Origin of the sequence: Nioella sediminis, from assembly GCF_001879695.1 — a bacterium.
Lineage (GTDB): Bacteria > Pseudomonadota > Alphaproteobacteria > Rhodobacterales > Rhodobacteraceae > Nioella > Nioella sediminis.
Genome location: NZ_MNBL01000141.1, coordinates 13,863 through 28,456, shown reverse-complemented (window position 1 = coordinate 28,456; position 14,594 = coordinate 13,863). Strand labels below are relative to the sequence as shown.

Below are 14,594 nucleotides of genomic sequence, written 5' to 3'. Positions count from 1 at the left end.
GCCCGCCGCCACGTGTTTCGTGTCGGGGTCCGATTGCAGGATGTCCTCGCCCTGGCAGTAGAGCCCCTTGAATGTGCCATCGACGGCGGCATCCAGCATGTTGGGGATGCGCAGGCCGGGTTCAGGGTCGATCTCCACGCCCCATGCCTTCTCAAAGATCTCGCGCACTTCGGGCAGTTTCACATGGCGATAGCCCGGCAGTTCATGCGGGAAGCTGCCCATGTCGCAGGACCCTTGCACGTTGTTTTGCCCGCGCAGCGGGTTCACGCCCACGCCCTTGCGGCCGATATTGCCGGTCAGCATGGCGAGGTTGGCGATGCCCATGACGGTGGTGGAGCCCTGGCTGTGCTCCGTCACGCCAAGCCCGTAATAGATCGCGCCATTGCCGCCGGTGGCGAAAAGCCGCGCGGCCTTGCGCAGCTCCTCCGCCGGGACGCCAGTCAGCATCTCGTTGGCTTCGGGGCTGTGGCGCGGGTCACTGACGAATTCCGCGTATTCCTGGAATTCTTCCCAATCGCACCGTTCACGGATGAAGGCCTCATCCATCAGACCCTCGGTCACGATGACATGGGCGAGCGAGGTCACGACGGACACGTTGGTGCCCGGACGCAGCGGCAGGTGATGGGCGGCCTTGATATGGGCCGATTTCACCAGGTCGATCCGGCGCGGGTCGATGACGATCAGCTTCGCGCCCGCGCGCAGGCGCTTCTTCAGGCGACTCGCGAAAACCGGGTGGCCATCGGTCGGGTTCGCACCGATCACGATCACCACATCGGTATGTTCGACGCTGTCGAAATCCTGCGTGCCCGCCGAGGTGCCGAAAGTCTGGCCCAGACCGTAGCCGGTCGGTGAGTGGCACACCCGCGCACAGGTATCGGTGTTGTTGTTGCCAAAGACGCCGCGCGCCAGCTTCTGGACGAGGAAGGTTTCCTCGTTGGTGCAACGGCTGGAGGTGATGACGCCGATGGACTTCTTGCCGTAGGTCTCCTGCAACCCGCGCATCTTGGTCGCGGCGAAGCTCAGCGCCTCGTCCCAGCTGACCTCTTTCCAGGGCTGGTCAATCGAGTCGCGGATCATCGGGTTCAGAATGCGGTCGGTGTGGGTGGCGTAGCCATAGGCGAAGCGACCCTTCACGCAGGAATGACCCCGGTTCGCCTTGCCGTGCTTGTAGGGCACCATGCGGACCAGGTCGTCGCCATTGAGCTCCGCCTTGAAGGAACAGCCCACCCCGCAATAGGCGCAGGTGGTGATGACCGAGCGTTCGGGCGTGCCCAGTTCGATCACCGATTTTTCCTGCAGGGTCGCAGTCGGGCAGGCCTGCACGCAGGCGCCACAGCTGACGCAATCGGAGGACAGGAAATCGTCGCCCGCGGCCCCGGCGGAGACGCGGCTGTCAAAGCCCCGGCCCTGGATCGTCAGCGCGAAGGTGCCCTGCACCTCCTCGCAGGCCCGCACGCAGCGCGAGCAGACGATGCATTTGGACGGATCATAGGTGAAATAGGGGTTGGAGTCGTCCTTGGGCAGCCACTCGGCGTTGGCCTCGCCCGAGGTGTCGCGCGCCATGAAGTGGTTGGCGAAACCACCCGATTTGGGCTCTTCGTAGCGCACGTCGCGCAGACCGACCATGCCAGCCATGTCCTGCAATTCGCAATCGCCATTGGCCGCACAGGTCAGGCAGTCCAGCGGGTGGTCGGAGATATAAAGCTCCATCACGCCCTTGCGGATTTTCTTGACCTTCTGGGACTGGGTGTGAACCACCATGCCCTCGGCCACCGGCGTCGTGCAGGAGGCTGGGGTGCCGCGACGGCCTTCGATTTCCACCACGCACAGGCGGCAGGACCCGAAAGCCTCCAGACTGTCGGTCGCGCACAGCTTGGGGATCTGCATCCCGGCCTCGGACGCCGCGCGCATGACGGAGGTGCCTTCCGGCACGGTCACCTCGAAGCCGTCGATGGTCAGGGTGACGGGCTTGCCTTCCTTGGCGGGGGTGCCGAAATCGCGGTCGGCGTCCCAGGGAATGATCAGGTCTTTCATGCCACAACCTCCATCGCCTTCATCTTGGCGAAAATACCTCGGGGGGTCCGGGGGGCAGCGCCCCCCGGCTGGTCGACGCCGAAGGCGGCGAAACCAGTCATTGAACAGTTCATTCCGCGGCCTCCTTCTGGCGCGCGAAATCATCGGGGAAATGCGTCAGCGCCGACATTACCGGGAACGGTGTGAACCCGCCAAGCGCGCAGAGCGAGCCGTCTTTCATCGTCTCGCAGAGGTCCGTCAGCAGCGGGATGGCCCCGGCATCGCCTTCCGCGATCCGGTCGATGGTTTCAACGCCGCGCACCGCGCCGATCCGGCAGGGCGTACACTTGCCGCAGCTTTCGACTGCGCAGAACTCCATCGCGAAGCGCGCCATTTTCAGCATGTCGGCGCTGTCATCGAAGATCACCACGCCAGCATGGCCGATCAGCCCGCCCGCCTGGTCGAACTCCTCATATCCAAAGGGCGTGTCGAACTGGTCGGGATGCAGGTAAGCGCCCAGAGGCCCGCCGACCTGAACCGCCTTTACCGGACGGCCCGAGGCGGTGCCGCCTGCGACCTCGTTTACCAATGTGCCGAGCGGCATGCCGAAGGCCGTTTCAAACAGCCCGCCGAATTTCACATTGCCCGCGATCTGGATCGGCATGGTTCCCTTCGACCGGCCAAGCCCGAAGCCCGCGTAATGGGCCGCGCCCTTTTCGAAGATGACCGGCACGGTCGCGAGCGACAGCACGTTGTTCACCACCGTGGGCTTGCCGAGGAAGCCTTCCAGAGCAGGCAGCGGCGGCTTGGCACGCACGATCCCGCGCTTGCCTTCGAGGGAGTTGAGCAGAGAGGTTTCCTCACCGCACACGTAAGCCCCCGCGCCGACGCGAATCTCCATGTCGAAACCCTTGCCGGAGCCGAGCACATCGGCCCCCAGAACCCCCGCAGCCCGCGCCCGGCGCACGGCCTCTTCCATCACCGCAATCGCATCGGGGTATTCCGAGCGCAGGTAGACATAGCCCTTGGTCGCGCCGACGCCGAGACCTGCGATCGCCATGCCTTCGATCAGGCAGAAGGGGTCGCCTTCCATCACCATGCGGTCGGCGAAGGTGCCGCTGTCGCCTTCATCTGCGTTGCAGACGATGTATTTCTGGTCGGCCTCCGCGCCCAGAACCGTGTTCCACTTGATCCCCGTGGGGAAGCCTGCCCCGCCGCGACCGCGCAGGCCGGAGTCGGTGACTTCCTTGACAATCTCCGCGCCCGTCATCGCAATCGCGCGGCGCAGACCGGCCAAGCCGCCATGCGCCTCGTAATCGGCGAGGTCCAGCGGGTCGATCACGCCCACGCGGGCGAAGGTCAGGCGGGTCTGCTTGGCGAGGAAGGGGATATCCTCCACGGGGCCGAGCGAGGCCAGCTTGCCGTCAAGGAGCGCCGGAACATCCTCGACCGACACCGGGCCATAGCCCACGCGGGTGCCGTCCTGATCCACTTCCACCAGCGGTTCCAGCCAGATCATGCCGCGGGTGCCGTTGCGGATGACCTGCACATCCATACCACGCGCAGCGGCCTCAGCGGCAATCGCGCCTGCCACCTCATCCGCGCCAAGCGCCTTGGCGGCGCTGTCGAGGGGAACGTAGATCTTCATGCGCCCGCCTCCGCCAGCAGTTTCGCCATTTTCGCGTCATCGACGCGGCCCACGACCTTGTTGTCCACCATCGCGGCGGGGCCGCAGGCACAGAGGCCGAGGCAATAGACCGGCTCGATCGTCACCGCGCCATTGGCGGTGGTGCCGTGCCATTCGGTGCCCAGTTTTTCCAGCGTTCGTGCTGCCAGAGCATCGGCGCCCACGGCCTGGCAGGCTTCGGCGCGGCAAATCTTGACCACGTGACGGCCCGCCGGAACCTCGCGGAAATCGTGGTAAAAGCTCATCACCCCGTGCACCTCGGCGCGGGTGATGTTCAGCGCATCTGCGATCACCGGCAGGGCGCCTTCCGGCACACAGCCGAACGCGTCCTGCAATGCATGAAAAATGGGAAGAAGCGGTCCTTCGAGATGCAGTTGAGAGGCGACGATCTCGCGGATCTCCTCTGCACTCGGGGCGGGCTGGGAAAGGGACATGGCTGGCTCCGGTCTTGTCAGGGCCCTATTCACCCGCGCGACCTTCGTGATTCAATATCGCTTTTCCGTCAGTTGATAGAAATTCCCTATCAAGGCACCTCCGACATCCGCCGTGCTTCGGACAGAAGCGCATCCAGCACCGGAGTATGGGGTTCGCGCCATGGCGCGACCAACCCCACGGAATGCCCCCTGCCCGCCCCTGAAAGCGGAATGATTTCAAGGGGTTTTCCCCCGGTCAGGAAGCGCGCCATATCGGCGGGCAGCACCGTCAGAAAGCCGCCCTCCAGCACATTGGCGACCAGAACCACCGTGGAATTCGACTCCACCGTCGCCTCCGGCACCACGCCCGCGCTCTCGAAGTTTTTATTGATGATCCGCCGGTTCTGCATGTCCGGCGTCAGAAGGCACAGTTTTTGGCCGTCCAGATCACGCCAGCGCACCTCTTTTCGCCCCGCGAAGGGGGAATCGCTGCGGCAGACCAGCATGTAGCGCTCCTCATAGAGCGCCTCAGTGCTGACGCGGCCCGTAGGCTCGTTGTCGAGATAGGAGATCCCCGCATCCACATCGAGATTTTCGATCATGGTCAGGATCTCGATCGAGGTGCGTGACAGGATCGTGAAGCGCACATTGGGGTGCTTTTCGGTAAACCGTGTCGTCAGCTTGCCCGCCCAGGTCAGCGCCGTGGGAATGACCGCGATGCGCAGCTGCCCTGCCAGCCCGTGGCGCGAAAAGCGCATTTCCTCGCGCAACTGCCGCGCGTCGCCCACGATCTTGCGCGCCCAGACCAGCGCGCTGTGTCCTTCCGGCGTCAGCCCGCCATAGCGCGAGCCGCGAAAGATCAACTGAACGCCAAGCTGTTCCTCCAGTTGCTTGATCCCGGCAGACAGCGTCGGCTGCGTGATCCCGAGACTTTGCGCGGCGCGGCCGAAATGGGCCTCTTTCGCCACCGCGATGAACATTTCCAGCTTGTCGAGCATAATAGAGGATTCCTATCGAATGCAGGAATATTGATAGACCGCTCCCGCTACTCTGAAAAGGGCGCATGCGAATCTGATTCGGCGTTTCTTTAGGGGTTGGTCTGGGCAAAGCTTCCCCAACGGCACTTTTTTACAGGCAATCGCCGCCAGTAAGTGCCGGAAAATGTGACAGAAGCGTTTTTTCGGGGCAAATTCCACGAAAGGTTTGGGGATTTTGCGAAATTTATTTACCATATAGTCAAAAATCGGGAGATGGGGGATGCTGGACATCATCATAAGGCAGGCAAACCTGCCGGACGGACAGGGGCCGGTGGATATCGCCATCCAGGGCGACAAGATCGCAGAGATCGCGCCCCGGATCGACGCGACCGCGCGGGAAGAGATCGACGCCAAGGACCGGCTCGTCTGCCCGCCCTTCACCGACCCACATTTCCACATGGACGCGACGCTGAGCCTTGGGCTGCCGCGCATGAACGTGTCGGGTACGCTGCTGGAGGGCATCGCGCTGTGGGGGGAGTTGAAGCCGCTGCTGACGCCCGACGCGGTGATCGAACGCGCGCTTCGCTATTGCGACCTTGCGGTGTCTCAGGGGCTCTTGGCGATCCGGTCGCATGTGGACGTGTCGACCGCGCCGCTGGTCGGCGTAGAAGCCCTCCTGGAGGTGCGCAAACAGGTCGCCCCCTATATCGACCTGCAACTGGTAGCCTTCCCGCAAGACGGGCTCTACCGCGCGGAAAAGGCAGAGGAAAACCTGATCCGCTCGCTCGACATGGGGGTCGATGTGGTGGGCGGCATCCCGCATTTCGAGCGCACCATGGTCGATGGCGCGCGCTCGGTCACGCGGCTGGCGGAGATCGCGGCAGAGCGCGGCCTGATGCTGGACCTGCATTGCGACGAAAGCGATGATCCGATGTCGCGCCACGTGGAAACGCTGGCTTATGAGACCACGCGGCTCGGGCTTGGTGGGCGGGTCACGGCCAGCCACGTCACCGCGATGCATTCCTATGACAATTACTATGCGTCGAAGCTCATCCCGCTGATCGCGGAAAGCGGCATGAACGTGGTGCCCAATCCGCTGATCAACATCACCCTTCAGGGCCGGTCCGATACCTATCCGCGCCGCCGCGGCCTGACCCGTGTGCCGGAACTGCGCGCGGCGGGTGTCAACGTGGCCTTCGGGCAGGATTGCACCATGGACCCGTGGTATTCGCTCGGGTCCGCCGACATGCTGGAAGTGGCCCATATGGGCGTCCATGCGGTGCCCATGACCTCACGCGAGGCGATGGAATGGGCGTTTACCTCGGTCACGCAGAACGGCGCCAAGGCCATGGGCCTGCCCGACCCCACGATCCGCAAGGGCGGCCCGGCGAGCATGGTCGTGCTGCAGGCCAAAGACCCGATCGAGGCGGTGCGGATGAAGGCCACGCGGCTGGCGGTTCTGAAACACGGCAAGGTGCTGGCCCACACTGCCCCGCGCCTGGCCACGCTGTCCCTGCCCGGCCGCCCGGAAACGCTCGACCCGGCGGACTACGCGCCGGTCTCGGCGGAAAACCCAACATAAAAAAACTAAAACCGAACTCAACAGAGAGGATCCACCCATGAAACTCACCACCACCCGCCGTCAGCTGATGATTGGTGCTGCGGCAACGCTCGCCACACCTGCCTTCGTGCGCCGCGTGAACGCGCAATCGGCTGTGCGCATCGCAGGCGTCCACATGTCGCCCGTCGAAAACGCCTGGAACAGCCGCATCCACCTGGCGATGCAGGAGGCCGCGGCCTCTGGCCTCATCGAATATGAATTCTCCGAAGGCGTGGCCCCCACCGACTACCCCCGCGCCATGCGCGAATATGCGGAAGGCGGCGCGCAGATCATCTGGGGCGAATCCTACGCCGTGGAGCGTGAGGCGCGCGAAGTGGCGGGCGACTATCCCGAAACCGCGTTCCTGATGGGGTCTTCCGGCGGGCCGGATGGTGACAATTTCGGCGTCTTCGGCACCCGCAACCACGAAGCGGCCTATCTTGCGGGCATGCTGGCGGGCCATATGTCCGAAAGCAATGTCTTTGGCTCCGTCGGTGGCTATCCGATCCCCGAGGTGAACCTGCTGATCAACGCCTTCCGCATGGGGGTGGCCGAGGTGAACCCCGATGCCACCTTCCTCAACGGCTTTATCGGCGCCTGGTTCGACCCGGCCCGTGCGCAGGAAGCGGCGATTGCCCAGATCGACGCCGGGGCCGACATCCTCTTCGGCGAACGTATCGGCACGGCGGACGCGGCGCAGGCGCGGGGCGTCAAGGCCATTGGCTCGCTGATCGACTACACGCCGCGTTACCCGGGCACCGTCTTTGCCAACGCGATCTGGAACTACGGGCCCACGATTGAGGCCATCGTCGCAGACGTGCAGGCAGGTAACCCCACTGGCCGGAACTACACGGAATACTCCTTCATGGCCCATGGCGGGAACGAACTGATCTACGTGGCCGACGAAGTGCCCGCCGAGGCGATCCCGGCGATGGAGGCCAAGCAGGCGGCCATTGCGTCTGGAGAATGGGACGTTCCGATCGACGAAAGCGAACCGGCCTGATCGGGACGCAGACGTGACTGACGCCACGGCCCTTGCCGCCGCCATTGCCGAGGGGCGGGTCTCTGCCGCTGAGGTGATGGAGGCCAGCCTTGCCGCCTGCCATGCGCAGGAGGCTTTGGGGGCCGTGGTACATTTGGACGAGGACTTGGCTCGCGCAGGGGCTGCGGCGGCGGATAAGCTGCCAATGGACCAGCGCGGGCCGTTTCATGGGGTGCCGTTTCTGGTGAAGGACCTGGGTGGAGTGGCCAAGGGCCTGCCGCAAGCCGCCGGGTCCGTCGCGATCCGGGCGCAGGCGCGCAAGCCAGAGGCTGACAGCCACCTGTTGCAGGACCTGCGGCGCACCGGCCTGATCGCCTTCGGGATCACCGCGACACCCCCGTTCGGCCTGTCTCTGACCTGCGAGCCGGAGGGCCTTCCCCCTGCCCGCAACCCGTGGAACCCGGACCTCACCCCCGGCGGGTCGTCCGGCGGCGCGGCGGCGGCAGTGGCTGCGGGCCTCGTCGCCATCGCCCATGCCACCGATGCCGCCGGGTCCATCCGCGTGCCCGCCGCCTGTTGCGGCCTTACCGGACTGAAACCTTCCCGTGGCGCGACACCCGGCGGGCCGGATTTCGCCAATCACCTGATGGGAATCGCGTCGGAACTGGTGCTGGCCCGCTCCGTGCGCGACGCGGAGGCCGCCTTCGGAGCCGTCTACCAGCCGCTTGCGCCCTTCCACCTGTCGGAGCGCCCCCGCATTGCGCTGGCCCTGCCCGACCGCTGCGGCCCGGACCAAACGCGCGCGGCGAAAGACGCCGCCGAGGCGCTGCGCGACGCGGGCTGCGAGGTCCATGACATCCCCGCGCCCGACCGCTTAGGGGCCGAGGCCCATGCCATTGCGCGCACCATCCTGGCCGTGTCCCTAGCCGAATGGCTGGCCGCGCTGAAAATCCCAGACGATCAGGTGCCGCCCCTCGCCGCTGCCATGGCAGCAGAGGGTCGCGCCACACCCGCCACCGCGCTATTCGCCGCCTCCCGGCAGTTGGCGCGCCTGACGAACCGCGCCCGCAAGCTCTTCGTCGCGGCTGACGCGGTGCTGATGCCGGTTCTGTCTTCTACCCCCCTGCCCGTCGGCGCTTTGGACCTGTCGGGCAGCGACCCCGAGGCGCATATGGCGGCGCTGGAGGCCTTCGCCCCGAACGCGGCGCTCGCCAATGTCGCGGGCCTGCCCGCCATGGCCCTACCCTTCGGCATGGCCGATGGCCTGCCCCTTGGCGTACAACTGATCGGCCCGCAGGGCGCGGACTTCGCGCTGCTCTCGCTGGCGCGGATGATCGAAACCCGCGCCCCCGCCCTTCCCTTCCCGTCCCCAATCGCAGGCCTGCCCGTATGACCAAGGTTCTGGAGCTTCACAACATCACCAAACGCTTCGGCGCGCTGACCGCGAACGACGACGTGACCCTGACGTTGGACCAAGGCGAGATCCTTGCGCTGCTTGGGGAAAACGGCGCTGGCAAGACGACGCTGATGAACATCCTTTTCGGCCATTACGCCGCCGATGAGGGGCATGTGAAGGTCTTCGGGCAAGAGCTGCCCCCCGGCCTGCCCCGCGCGGCCATCGCGGCGGGCGTGGGCATGGTGCACCAGCATTTCACGCTGGCGGGCAACCTGACGGTTCTGGAAAACGTGATGCTGGGGTCAGAGCCGCTGACGCGGCTGACATCGGCGCGGGGGGCCGCACGCAAGAAACTGATGGCGATTGCCGACCGCTTCGGCCTGCCGGTCAAGCCCGAGGCAAAGGTCAGTTCGCTGTCCGTGGGCGAACGGCAGCGGGTGGAAATTCTGAAAGCGCTCTACCGCGATGCGCAGGTGCTGATCCTCGATGAACCCACGGCGGTGCTGGCCCGGCCCGAGGCAATGAGGCTGTTCGAGACGCTGCGCGACATGACCAAGGAAGGCCTGTCGCTCATCTTCATCAGCCACAAGCTGCACGAGGTCATGGCGGCCTCTGACCGGGTGGCGGTGCTGAGGGGCGGCAGGATGGTGGCCGAACGCAAGACGTCCGAGACCAGTCCCGGCGAGTTGGCCGAACTCATGGTGGGCCGCAAGGTGGAACGGCCCGTGCGCCACGACCACCAGATCGGCGCGCCGGTGCTGGTGGCGGACAAGGTGCGGGTGGCGGATGGCGGGGAAACCCGGCTCGATGACGTGTCCTTCACCGTCCATGCGGGCGAAATCCTGGGCATCGTCGGTGTCTCCGGCAACGGTCAGGCGGCGCTTGGCGCGCTTCTGTCGGGGCTTGCGCATCCGGCGTCGGGCACCTTGACACTGGCCGATCAGGACGTGGGCCATCTGGGACCGCGCGGCATGATCCGGGCGGGGGCTGGCCGGGTGCCGGAGGACCGCCATGCGGAGGGCGTAGTGGGCGAGCTTAGCTTGTGGGAAAACGCCGTGCTGGAACGGCTGCGCACGCCGGAGTTTTCCCGACGAGGCTTCGTGCGGCAGGGGGCGGCGAAGGCCTACACCGATGACCTGATCAAGCGCTTCGACATTCGCGGGGCGGCCCCTGACACGCGGATCAGGCTGCTCTCGGGCGGCAATATGCAAAAGCTCATCCTTGGCCGTGTCCTGTCCAACGGACCGCGTTTCGTGCTGGCCAACCAGCCAACGCGGGGTCTGGATGAGGGCGCGATTGCGGCTGTCCATGCGGAACTGCTGGCGGCGCGGGCCGAGGGCGCCGCGATCCTTCTTATATCGGAAGAACTGGAGGAAGCCGTGGCCCTGTCGGACCGCATTCAGGCCATCGTGAAAGGCCGCCTGTCGGAGCCCATTTCGGCAGACGAGGCCGACCCGCAACGATTGGGCCTGATGATGGCCGGTGTCTGGACGGAGGACGATCATGCGGCTTGAACGACGCGCCCATGTGCCCCTGCATCTTGTCATCCTCGCGCCTCTGGCAGCCGTGTTTACGGCGCTTCTGCTGGCGGCGGGGCTGATTGCTGCGGCGGGGGTCAATCCGCTGACGGCCTATGGCGAGATGCTGACCGGCGCGCTCGGCTCTCGCCTGTCGATCACGGAAATGCTGACCCGCGCCACGCCGCTCATCTTCACCGGCCTTGCCGCCGCCGTCGCCTTCCGCGCGCGGCTGTGGAATATCGGCGGCGAGGGACAGTTCTTCGTTGGCGCGCTGGTCACTGCGTGGATTGGTCACTCGCTCGGGGTTCCGGGCTGGATCGGCATTCCGCTGCTGATGCTGGCGGGCATGGCGGCGGGTGCCGCGCTGCTGGCGGGGCCTGCCTTCCTGCGCTTGCGTTTTGGCGTGGATGAGGTGGTGACCACCTTGCTGCTCAATTTCATCGTCATCCTCTTCGTGGGCCTGATGATCGAGGGCCCGATGCGTGACCCGCTGGCCTTCGGCTGGCCTTCTTCCGTGCCGGTGGACGGTGATTTCCGCCTGCCTGATCTGGTGCCCCGAACCCGCCTTCACATCGGGCTTCTCTTCGCCATCGCCGCCGCCGGGGCCGTCTGGCTGGTGCTGGCGCGCACGGTGTTCGGGGCGGAAACACGGGCGGCGGGCCTCAATGCCTCGGCGGCTGCCTTCGCGGGAATTTCGCTGCCCAAGACCATCATGGGCGTGGCGCTGCTGTCGGGCGCTTTGGCTGGCCTCGCCGGATCAGTCGAAGTCATGGGCGTGACAGCTGGCGTCACCACCACCATGAGCCCCGGCTTCGGTTACGCGGGGATCGTCGTCGCGATGCTGGCCGCGCTGCACCCTGCGGGCGTGGTCGCCGCTGCCGTCTTCGTGGCCACGGTCTTCGTCGGCGCTGATGCCATGAGCCGGGCGACCGGCGTTCCCAGCTTCATCGCCGATGTGATCGTGGCACTGTGCCTGTTGACCATGATCGTGGCCCTTCTCTTTACAACCTACCGGGTGCGCCGATGAGTGACGCGATTGACCTTCTGATGAACACGAGCCTGTGGGCCGCCGTCCTGCGCATTGCGACGCCGCTGATCTTCGGGGTCCTCGGGGCGCTGCTGTGCGAACGTTCGGGCGTGCTGAACCTTGGGATTGAGGGCATCATGACCATGGGCGCGATGAGCGGCTGGCTCGCCGTGTACATGGGCGCGCCGCTGCTGGTGGGGCTGATGGTGGCCGCGATCTGCGGGGCGTTGATGGGGCTGATCCATGCGGGGCTGACGGTGCCACTTGGCCTGTCGCAGCATGTCTCGGGGCTTGGCATCACGCTCTTTGCCTCAGCGCTTGCCTATTACCTCTACCGGCTGATCGTGGTGGTGGGCGAAACCCCGCCCGCAATCGAGGCGTTTCAGCCTCTGGATCTGCCCATCCTGTCGGATCTGCCCATTGTCGGGCCGATCCTGTTTTCCCAAAGCGTACCGACCTATCTGGCGCTGCTGTCAGTTGCGGTCATGGCCTACGTTCTGGCGCGCACGCCCCTTGGGCTGGCCATTCGCATGACCGGCGAAAACCCCCATGCGGTCGAGGCGCAGGGGCTGAACCCGATCCGCATTCGCATCGGGGCCGTGGTGGCGGGATCCGCCCTGATGGCCGTTGGCGGGGCCTTCCTGACCACGGCGGCGTTCAACAGTTTCTTCCCCGGCATGGTGCAGGGACGCGGCTGGATCTGCATTGCTCTGGTGGTCTTCGCAAGCTGGCGACCGGGCAAGGCGCTGATCGGCGCGCTGCTGTTCGCCTTCTTCGACGCCTACCAGTTGCGGCTTCAAACGGCGATCGAGGGCGTGCCCTATCAGCTGTTCCTGATGGCGCCCTACGTGCTGTCCATCGTGGCGCTGATCCTGGTGGCGCGGCGCGCGGAAGTGCCCGCCGCCCTGATGGCCCCCTACCGGCGCGGGGAGCGCTAGTTGAACGCCGCCATCGCGTGGGACAGGCCGTTGCGGATATGGGTTTCCAGAATGGCCTGGGCCTTCGCAGCGTCCCGCGCGAGCGCCGCTTCGAACATCGCCCGATGTTCCTGCGCTGCGATTTCTCCACGATGGGTCAGCACGAGCATCTGGTAGCGCAGGTACTTGTCGAACAACGTGGCGTGCAGGGACAGCAGGTTGCGGGAATTGCAGGCCTGGATCATCGCCAGGTGAAATTCCCAGTCATAGCGCTTCCACTGTTCCTTGTTGGTCTCATCCCCGGACAGCATCTGCTTTTCCATCAGGTGCAGCTTGTGATGGGCAGCCACAAGGTTGCCTTCCCAATCCGCGTCCCCGTTCTCGATCGAGACCTTGAGAGCGGAGCATTCCAGTAGCACCCGCAGATCGGCGATCTCGATCAGATCCTCGCGCGAGACCGGGGTCACGAAGAACCCGCGTTGTTCCTCGGCGGCGACAAAGCCTTCGCTGGCCAGACGGTTCAGGGTTTCGCGCAAGGTGGACACGCTGGCGGCATAGCGCGATTTCAGCGGCTCCAGCTTCAGCTTCGATCCCGGCGCAAGCCGCCCGAAGATGATATCGCGTTTGATCGCGTCGTAGGTGGTTGAGCCTACTGTGCTCAGTGTCTTGATCATACCGATCTCCTGCCCGGTATTCCTTCGTTTTCCCGACAAGTAGCAACTTGTCTGACAAGCTTCAATCTAGCAGGATTTTTTACGTTTTTCAAAATATCATATATTATTGATTTTATCTGCTAGCACCACTATCGTCGATTCGACAAACAAGAACGGGGCGCAATGCCCCTGCGACAGACCGGACCAGAACAGACGTGACATCAGCCGACGACATGACACCCACAGGCAGCGATTGCCCCGACACGGGACGCGCACAGCCATGAATGGCCCGACACGCATTGCGATTGTCGGCGCGGGATTGGTCGGGCGGCGTCACGCAGAGGCCATCTGGCGCAATCCGGGCGCGGACGTCTCTGCTATCGTCGACCCAAGTGACGAGGCCCGCCAGTATGCTGCACAGCACGGAATTCCCTGCCACGGCAGCCTTGCGGAGCTGTTTGCCTCCGACCATCCCGATGGGGTCATCCTGTCCACCCCGACCCTGATGCATGTGGATCAGGGGCTGGAGTGCATTCGCAACCGCTGTGCCGTGCTTGTCGAAAAACCGATTTCCGCCAGCGCCAAAGACGCCATGCAACTGGTACGGGCGGCAGAACAGGCGGATGTGCCGTTGCTCGTCGGCCATCACCGCCGCCATAACCCGCTGGTCCAGAAGGCCAAGCAGATCATCGATAGCGGGGCCGTCGGAGCGATCCGCGCGGTGCATTCGCAATGCTGGTTCTACAAGCCCGACCACTATTTCGACATCGCCCCCTGGCGGACCCGCAAGGGGGCCGGGCCGATTTCGGTCAATCTGGTGCATGACATCGACCTTCTGCGCCATCTTTGCGGCGAGATTGTCAGCGTTCAGGCGCAGGCCGCCCCGTCGAGTCGCGGTTTCGAGAACGAGGAAGTGGCCGGTGCGGTGATGCGCTTTGACACCGGCGCTATCGGCACGCTGACCCTGTCCGACGGGATCGTTGCACCCTGGAGCTGGGAACTGACCGCGCGCGAATACCCGGTTTACCCCGCCACATCGCAAAGCTGCTACCTGATCGGCGGCAGCGAGGCGTCGCTGTCGCTGCCCGATTGCACCCTTTGGAACCAGACCGGCAGGCGGGACTGGTGGGAACCGATCAACGCGACCACTGTTGCCCGGCCCTCCTCCGATCCGCTGGAAAACCAGATTGCGCATTTCCTGTCGGTCATCGCCGGAGAGACCGAGCCTCTGGTCTCTGGCCGGGAAGGCACCCGGACGCTCAGCGTCATCGAAGCAATCCAGAAATCCGCGCTGACCGGACAGGCGGAGGTGCCGGAAACCTTTGCGGACACGCCGACTGTCGGGGTGGCAATATGACGAGAGACAGCAGGCAAGAGAAATTCACCACGCCCTTTCAGGACAGCTGCGG

General features: G+C 65.0%; 12 protein-coding genes. 7 read left to right on the top strand and 5 right to left on the bottom strand.

The annotated features are described in order from the left end of the window. From BKY26_RS16220 to BKY26_RS16205, 4 genes are all read right to left on the bottom strand, one after another. Nucleotides 1–2,034: molybdopterin-dependent oxidoreductase (locus BKY26_RS16220; protein ID WP_071691423.1), on the bottom strand; the 2,034-nt coding region annotated here is incomplete at its 3' end. Between the two features lie 109 nt (nt 2,035–2,143). Then, entirely contained in the window at nt 2,144–3,661 is a 1,518-nt protein-coding gene (locus BKY26_RS16215) for a formate dehydrogenase beta subunit (protein ID WP_071691422.1), read from the bottom strand. After that, nucleotides 3,658–4,134 carry a formate dehydrogenase subunit gamma gene (locus tag BKY26_RS16210; RefSeq protein WP_071691421.1) on the bottom strand — a complete coding sequence of 159 codons (477 nt, stop codon included), beginning with the start codon at nt 4,132–4,134 and terminating at the stop codon, nt 3,658–3,660. The genes BKY26_RS16215 and BKY26_RS16210 overlap by 4 nt, the downstream gene beginning before the upstream one ends. Before the next feature lie 89 nt (nt 4,135–4,223). After that, entirely contained in the window at nt 4,224–5,111 is an 888-nt protein-coding gene (locus tag BKY26_RS16205) for a LysR family transcriptional regulator (protein ID WP_071691420.1), read from the bottom strand. 259 nt (nt 5,112–5,370) lie between these two features. Here BKY26_RS16205 and BKY26_RS16200 point away from each other — a divergent pair, with 259 nt between their 5' ends. From BKY26_RS16200 to BKY26_RS16175, 6 genes are read left to right on the top strand one after another with little or no spacing between them, the layout of a single operon-like run. Beyond that, a complete protein-coding gene (locus tag BKY26_RS16200; protein WP_071691419.1) occupies nt 5,371–6,672 on the top strand; it encodes an amidohydrolase family protein in 1,302 nt (433 codons plus the stop codon). 37 nt (nt 6,673–6,709) lie between these two features. After that, nucleotides 6,710–7,693, top strand: coding sequence for a BMP family protein (locus BKY26_RS16195; protein WP_071691418.1), 984 nt, complete (start codon nt 6,710–6,712; stop codon nt 7,691–7,693). Between the two features lie 13 nt (nt 7,694–7,706). Beyond that, nucleotides 7,707–9,065, top strand: a complete 1,359-nt coding sequence (locus BKY26_RS16190; RefSeq protein ID WP_071691417.1) for an amidase — start codon at nt 7,707–7,709, stop codon at nt 9,063–9,065. Beyond that, on the top strand, nt 9,062–10,582 hold the full coding sequence (locus BKY26_RS16185) for an ABC transporter ATP-binding protein (RefSeq protein ID WP_071691416.1): 1,521 nt from the start codon (nt 9,062–9,064) through the stop codon (nt 10,580–10,582). Before BKY26_RS16190 ends, BKY26_RS16185 begins: the two co-directional genes overlap by 4 nt. Further along, nucleotides 10,572–11,615: an ABC transporter permease gene (locus BKY26_RS16180; RefSeq protein WP_071691415.1), complete on the top strand. Its 1,044-nt coding sequence runs from the start codon at nt 10,572–10,574 to the stop codon at nt 11,613–11,615. Before BKY26_RS16185 ends, BKY26_RS16180 begins: the two co-directional genes overlap by 11 nt. Continuing rightward, nucleotides 11,612–12,553 (top strand): ABC transporter permease, encoded by a 942-nt coding sequence (locus BKY26_RS16175; protein ID WP_071691414.1) that lies wholly within the window; start codon nt 11,612–11,614, stop codon nt 12,551–12,553. The genes BKY26_RS16180 and BKY26_RS16175 overlap by 4 nt, the downstream gene beginning before the upstream one ends. On the opposite strand, the gene BKY26_RS16170 is transcribed toward BKY26_RS16175, so the two are convergent. Beyond that, complete coding sequence (locus BKY26_RS16170; RefSeq protein ID WP_071691413.1) at nt 12,550–13,206, bottom strand: GntR family transcriptional regulator; 657 nt, start codon at nt 13,204–13,206, stop codon at nt 12,550–12,552. The genes BKY26_RS16175 and BKY26_RS16170 overlap by 4 nt on opposite strands. A gap of 259 nt (nt 13,207–13,465) precedes the next feature. On the opposite strand from BKY26_RS16170, the gene BKY26_RS16165 reads away from it, so the two are divergent. Continuing rightward, on the top strand, nt 13,466–14,542 hold the full coding sequence (locus tag BKY26_RS16165; RefSeq protein WP_071691412.1) for a Gfo/Idh/MocA family protein: 1,077 nt from the start codon (nt 13,466–13,468) through the stop codon (nt 14,540–14,542). Nucleotides 14,543–14,594: the final 52 nt, after the last annotated feature.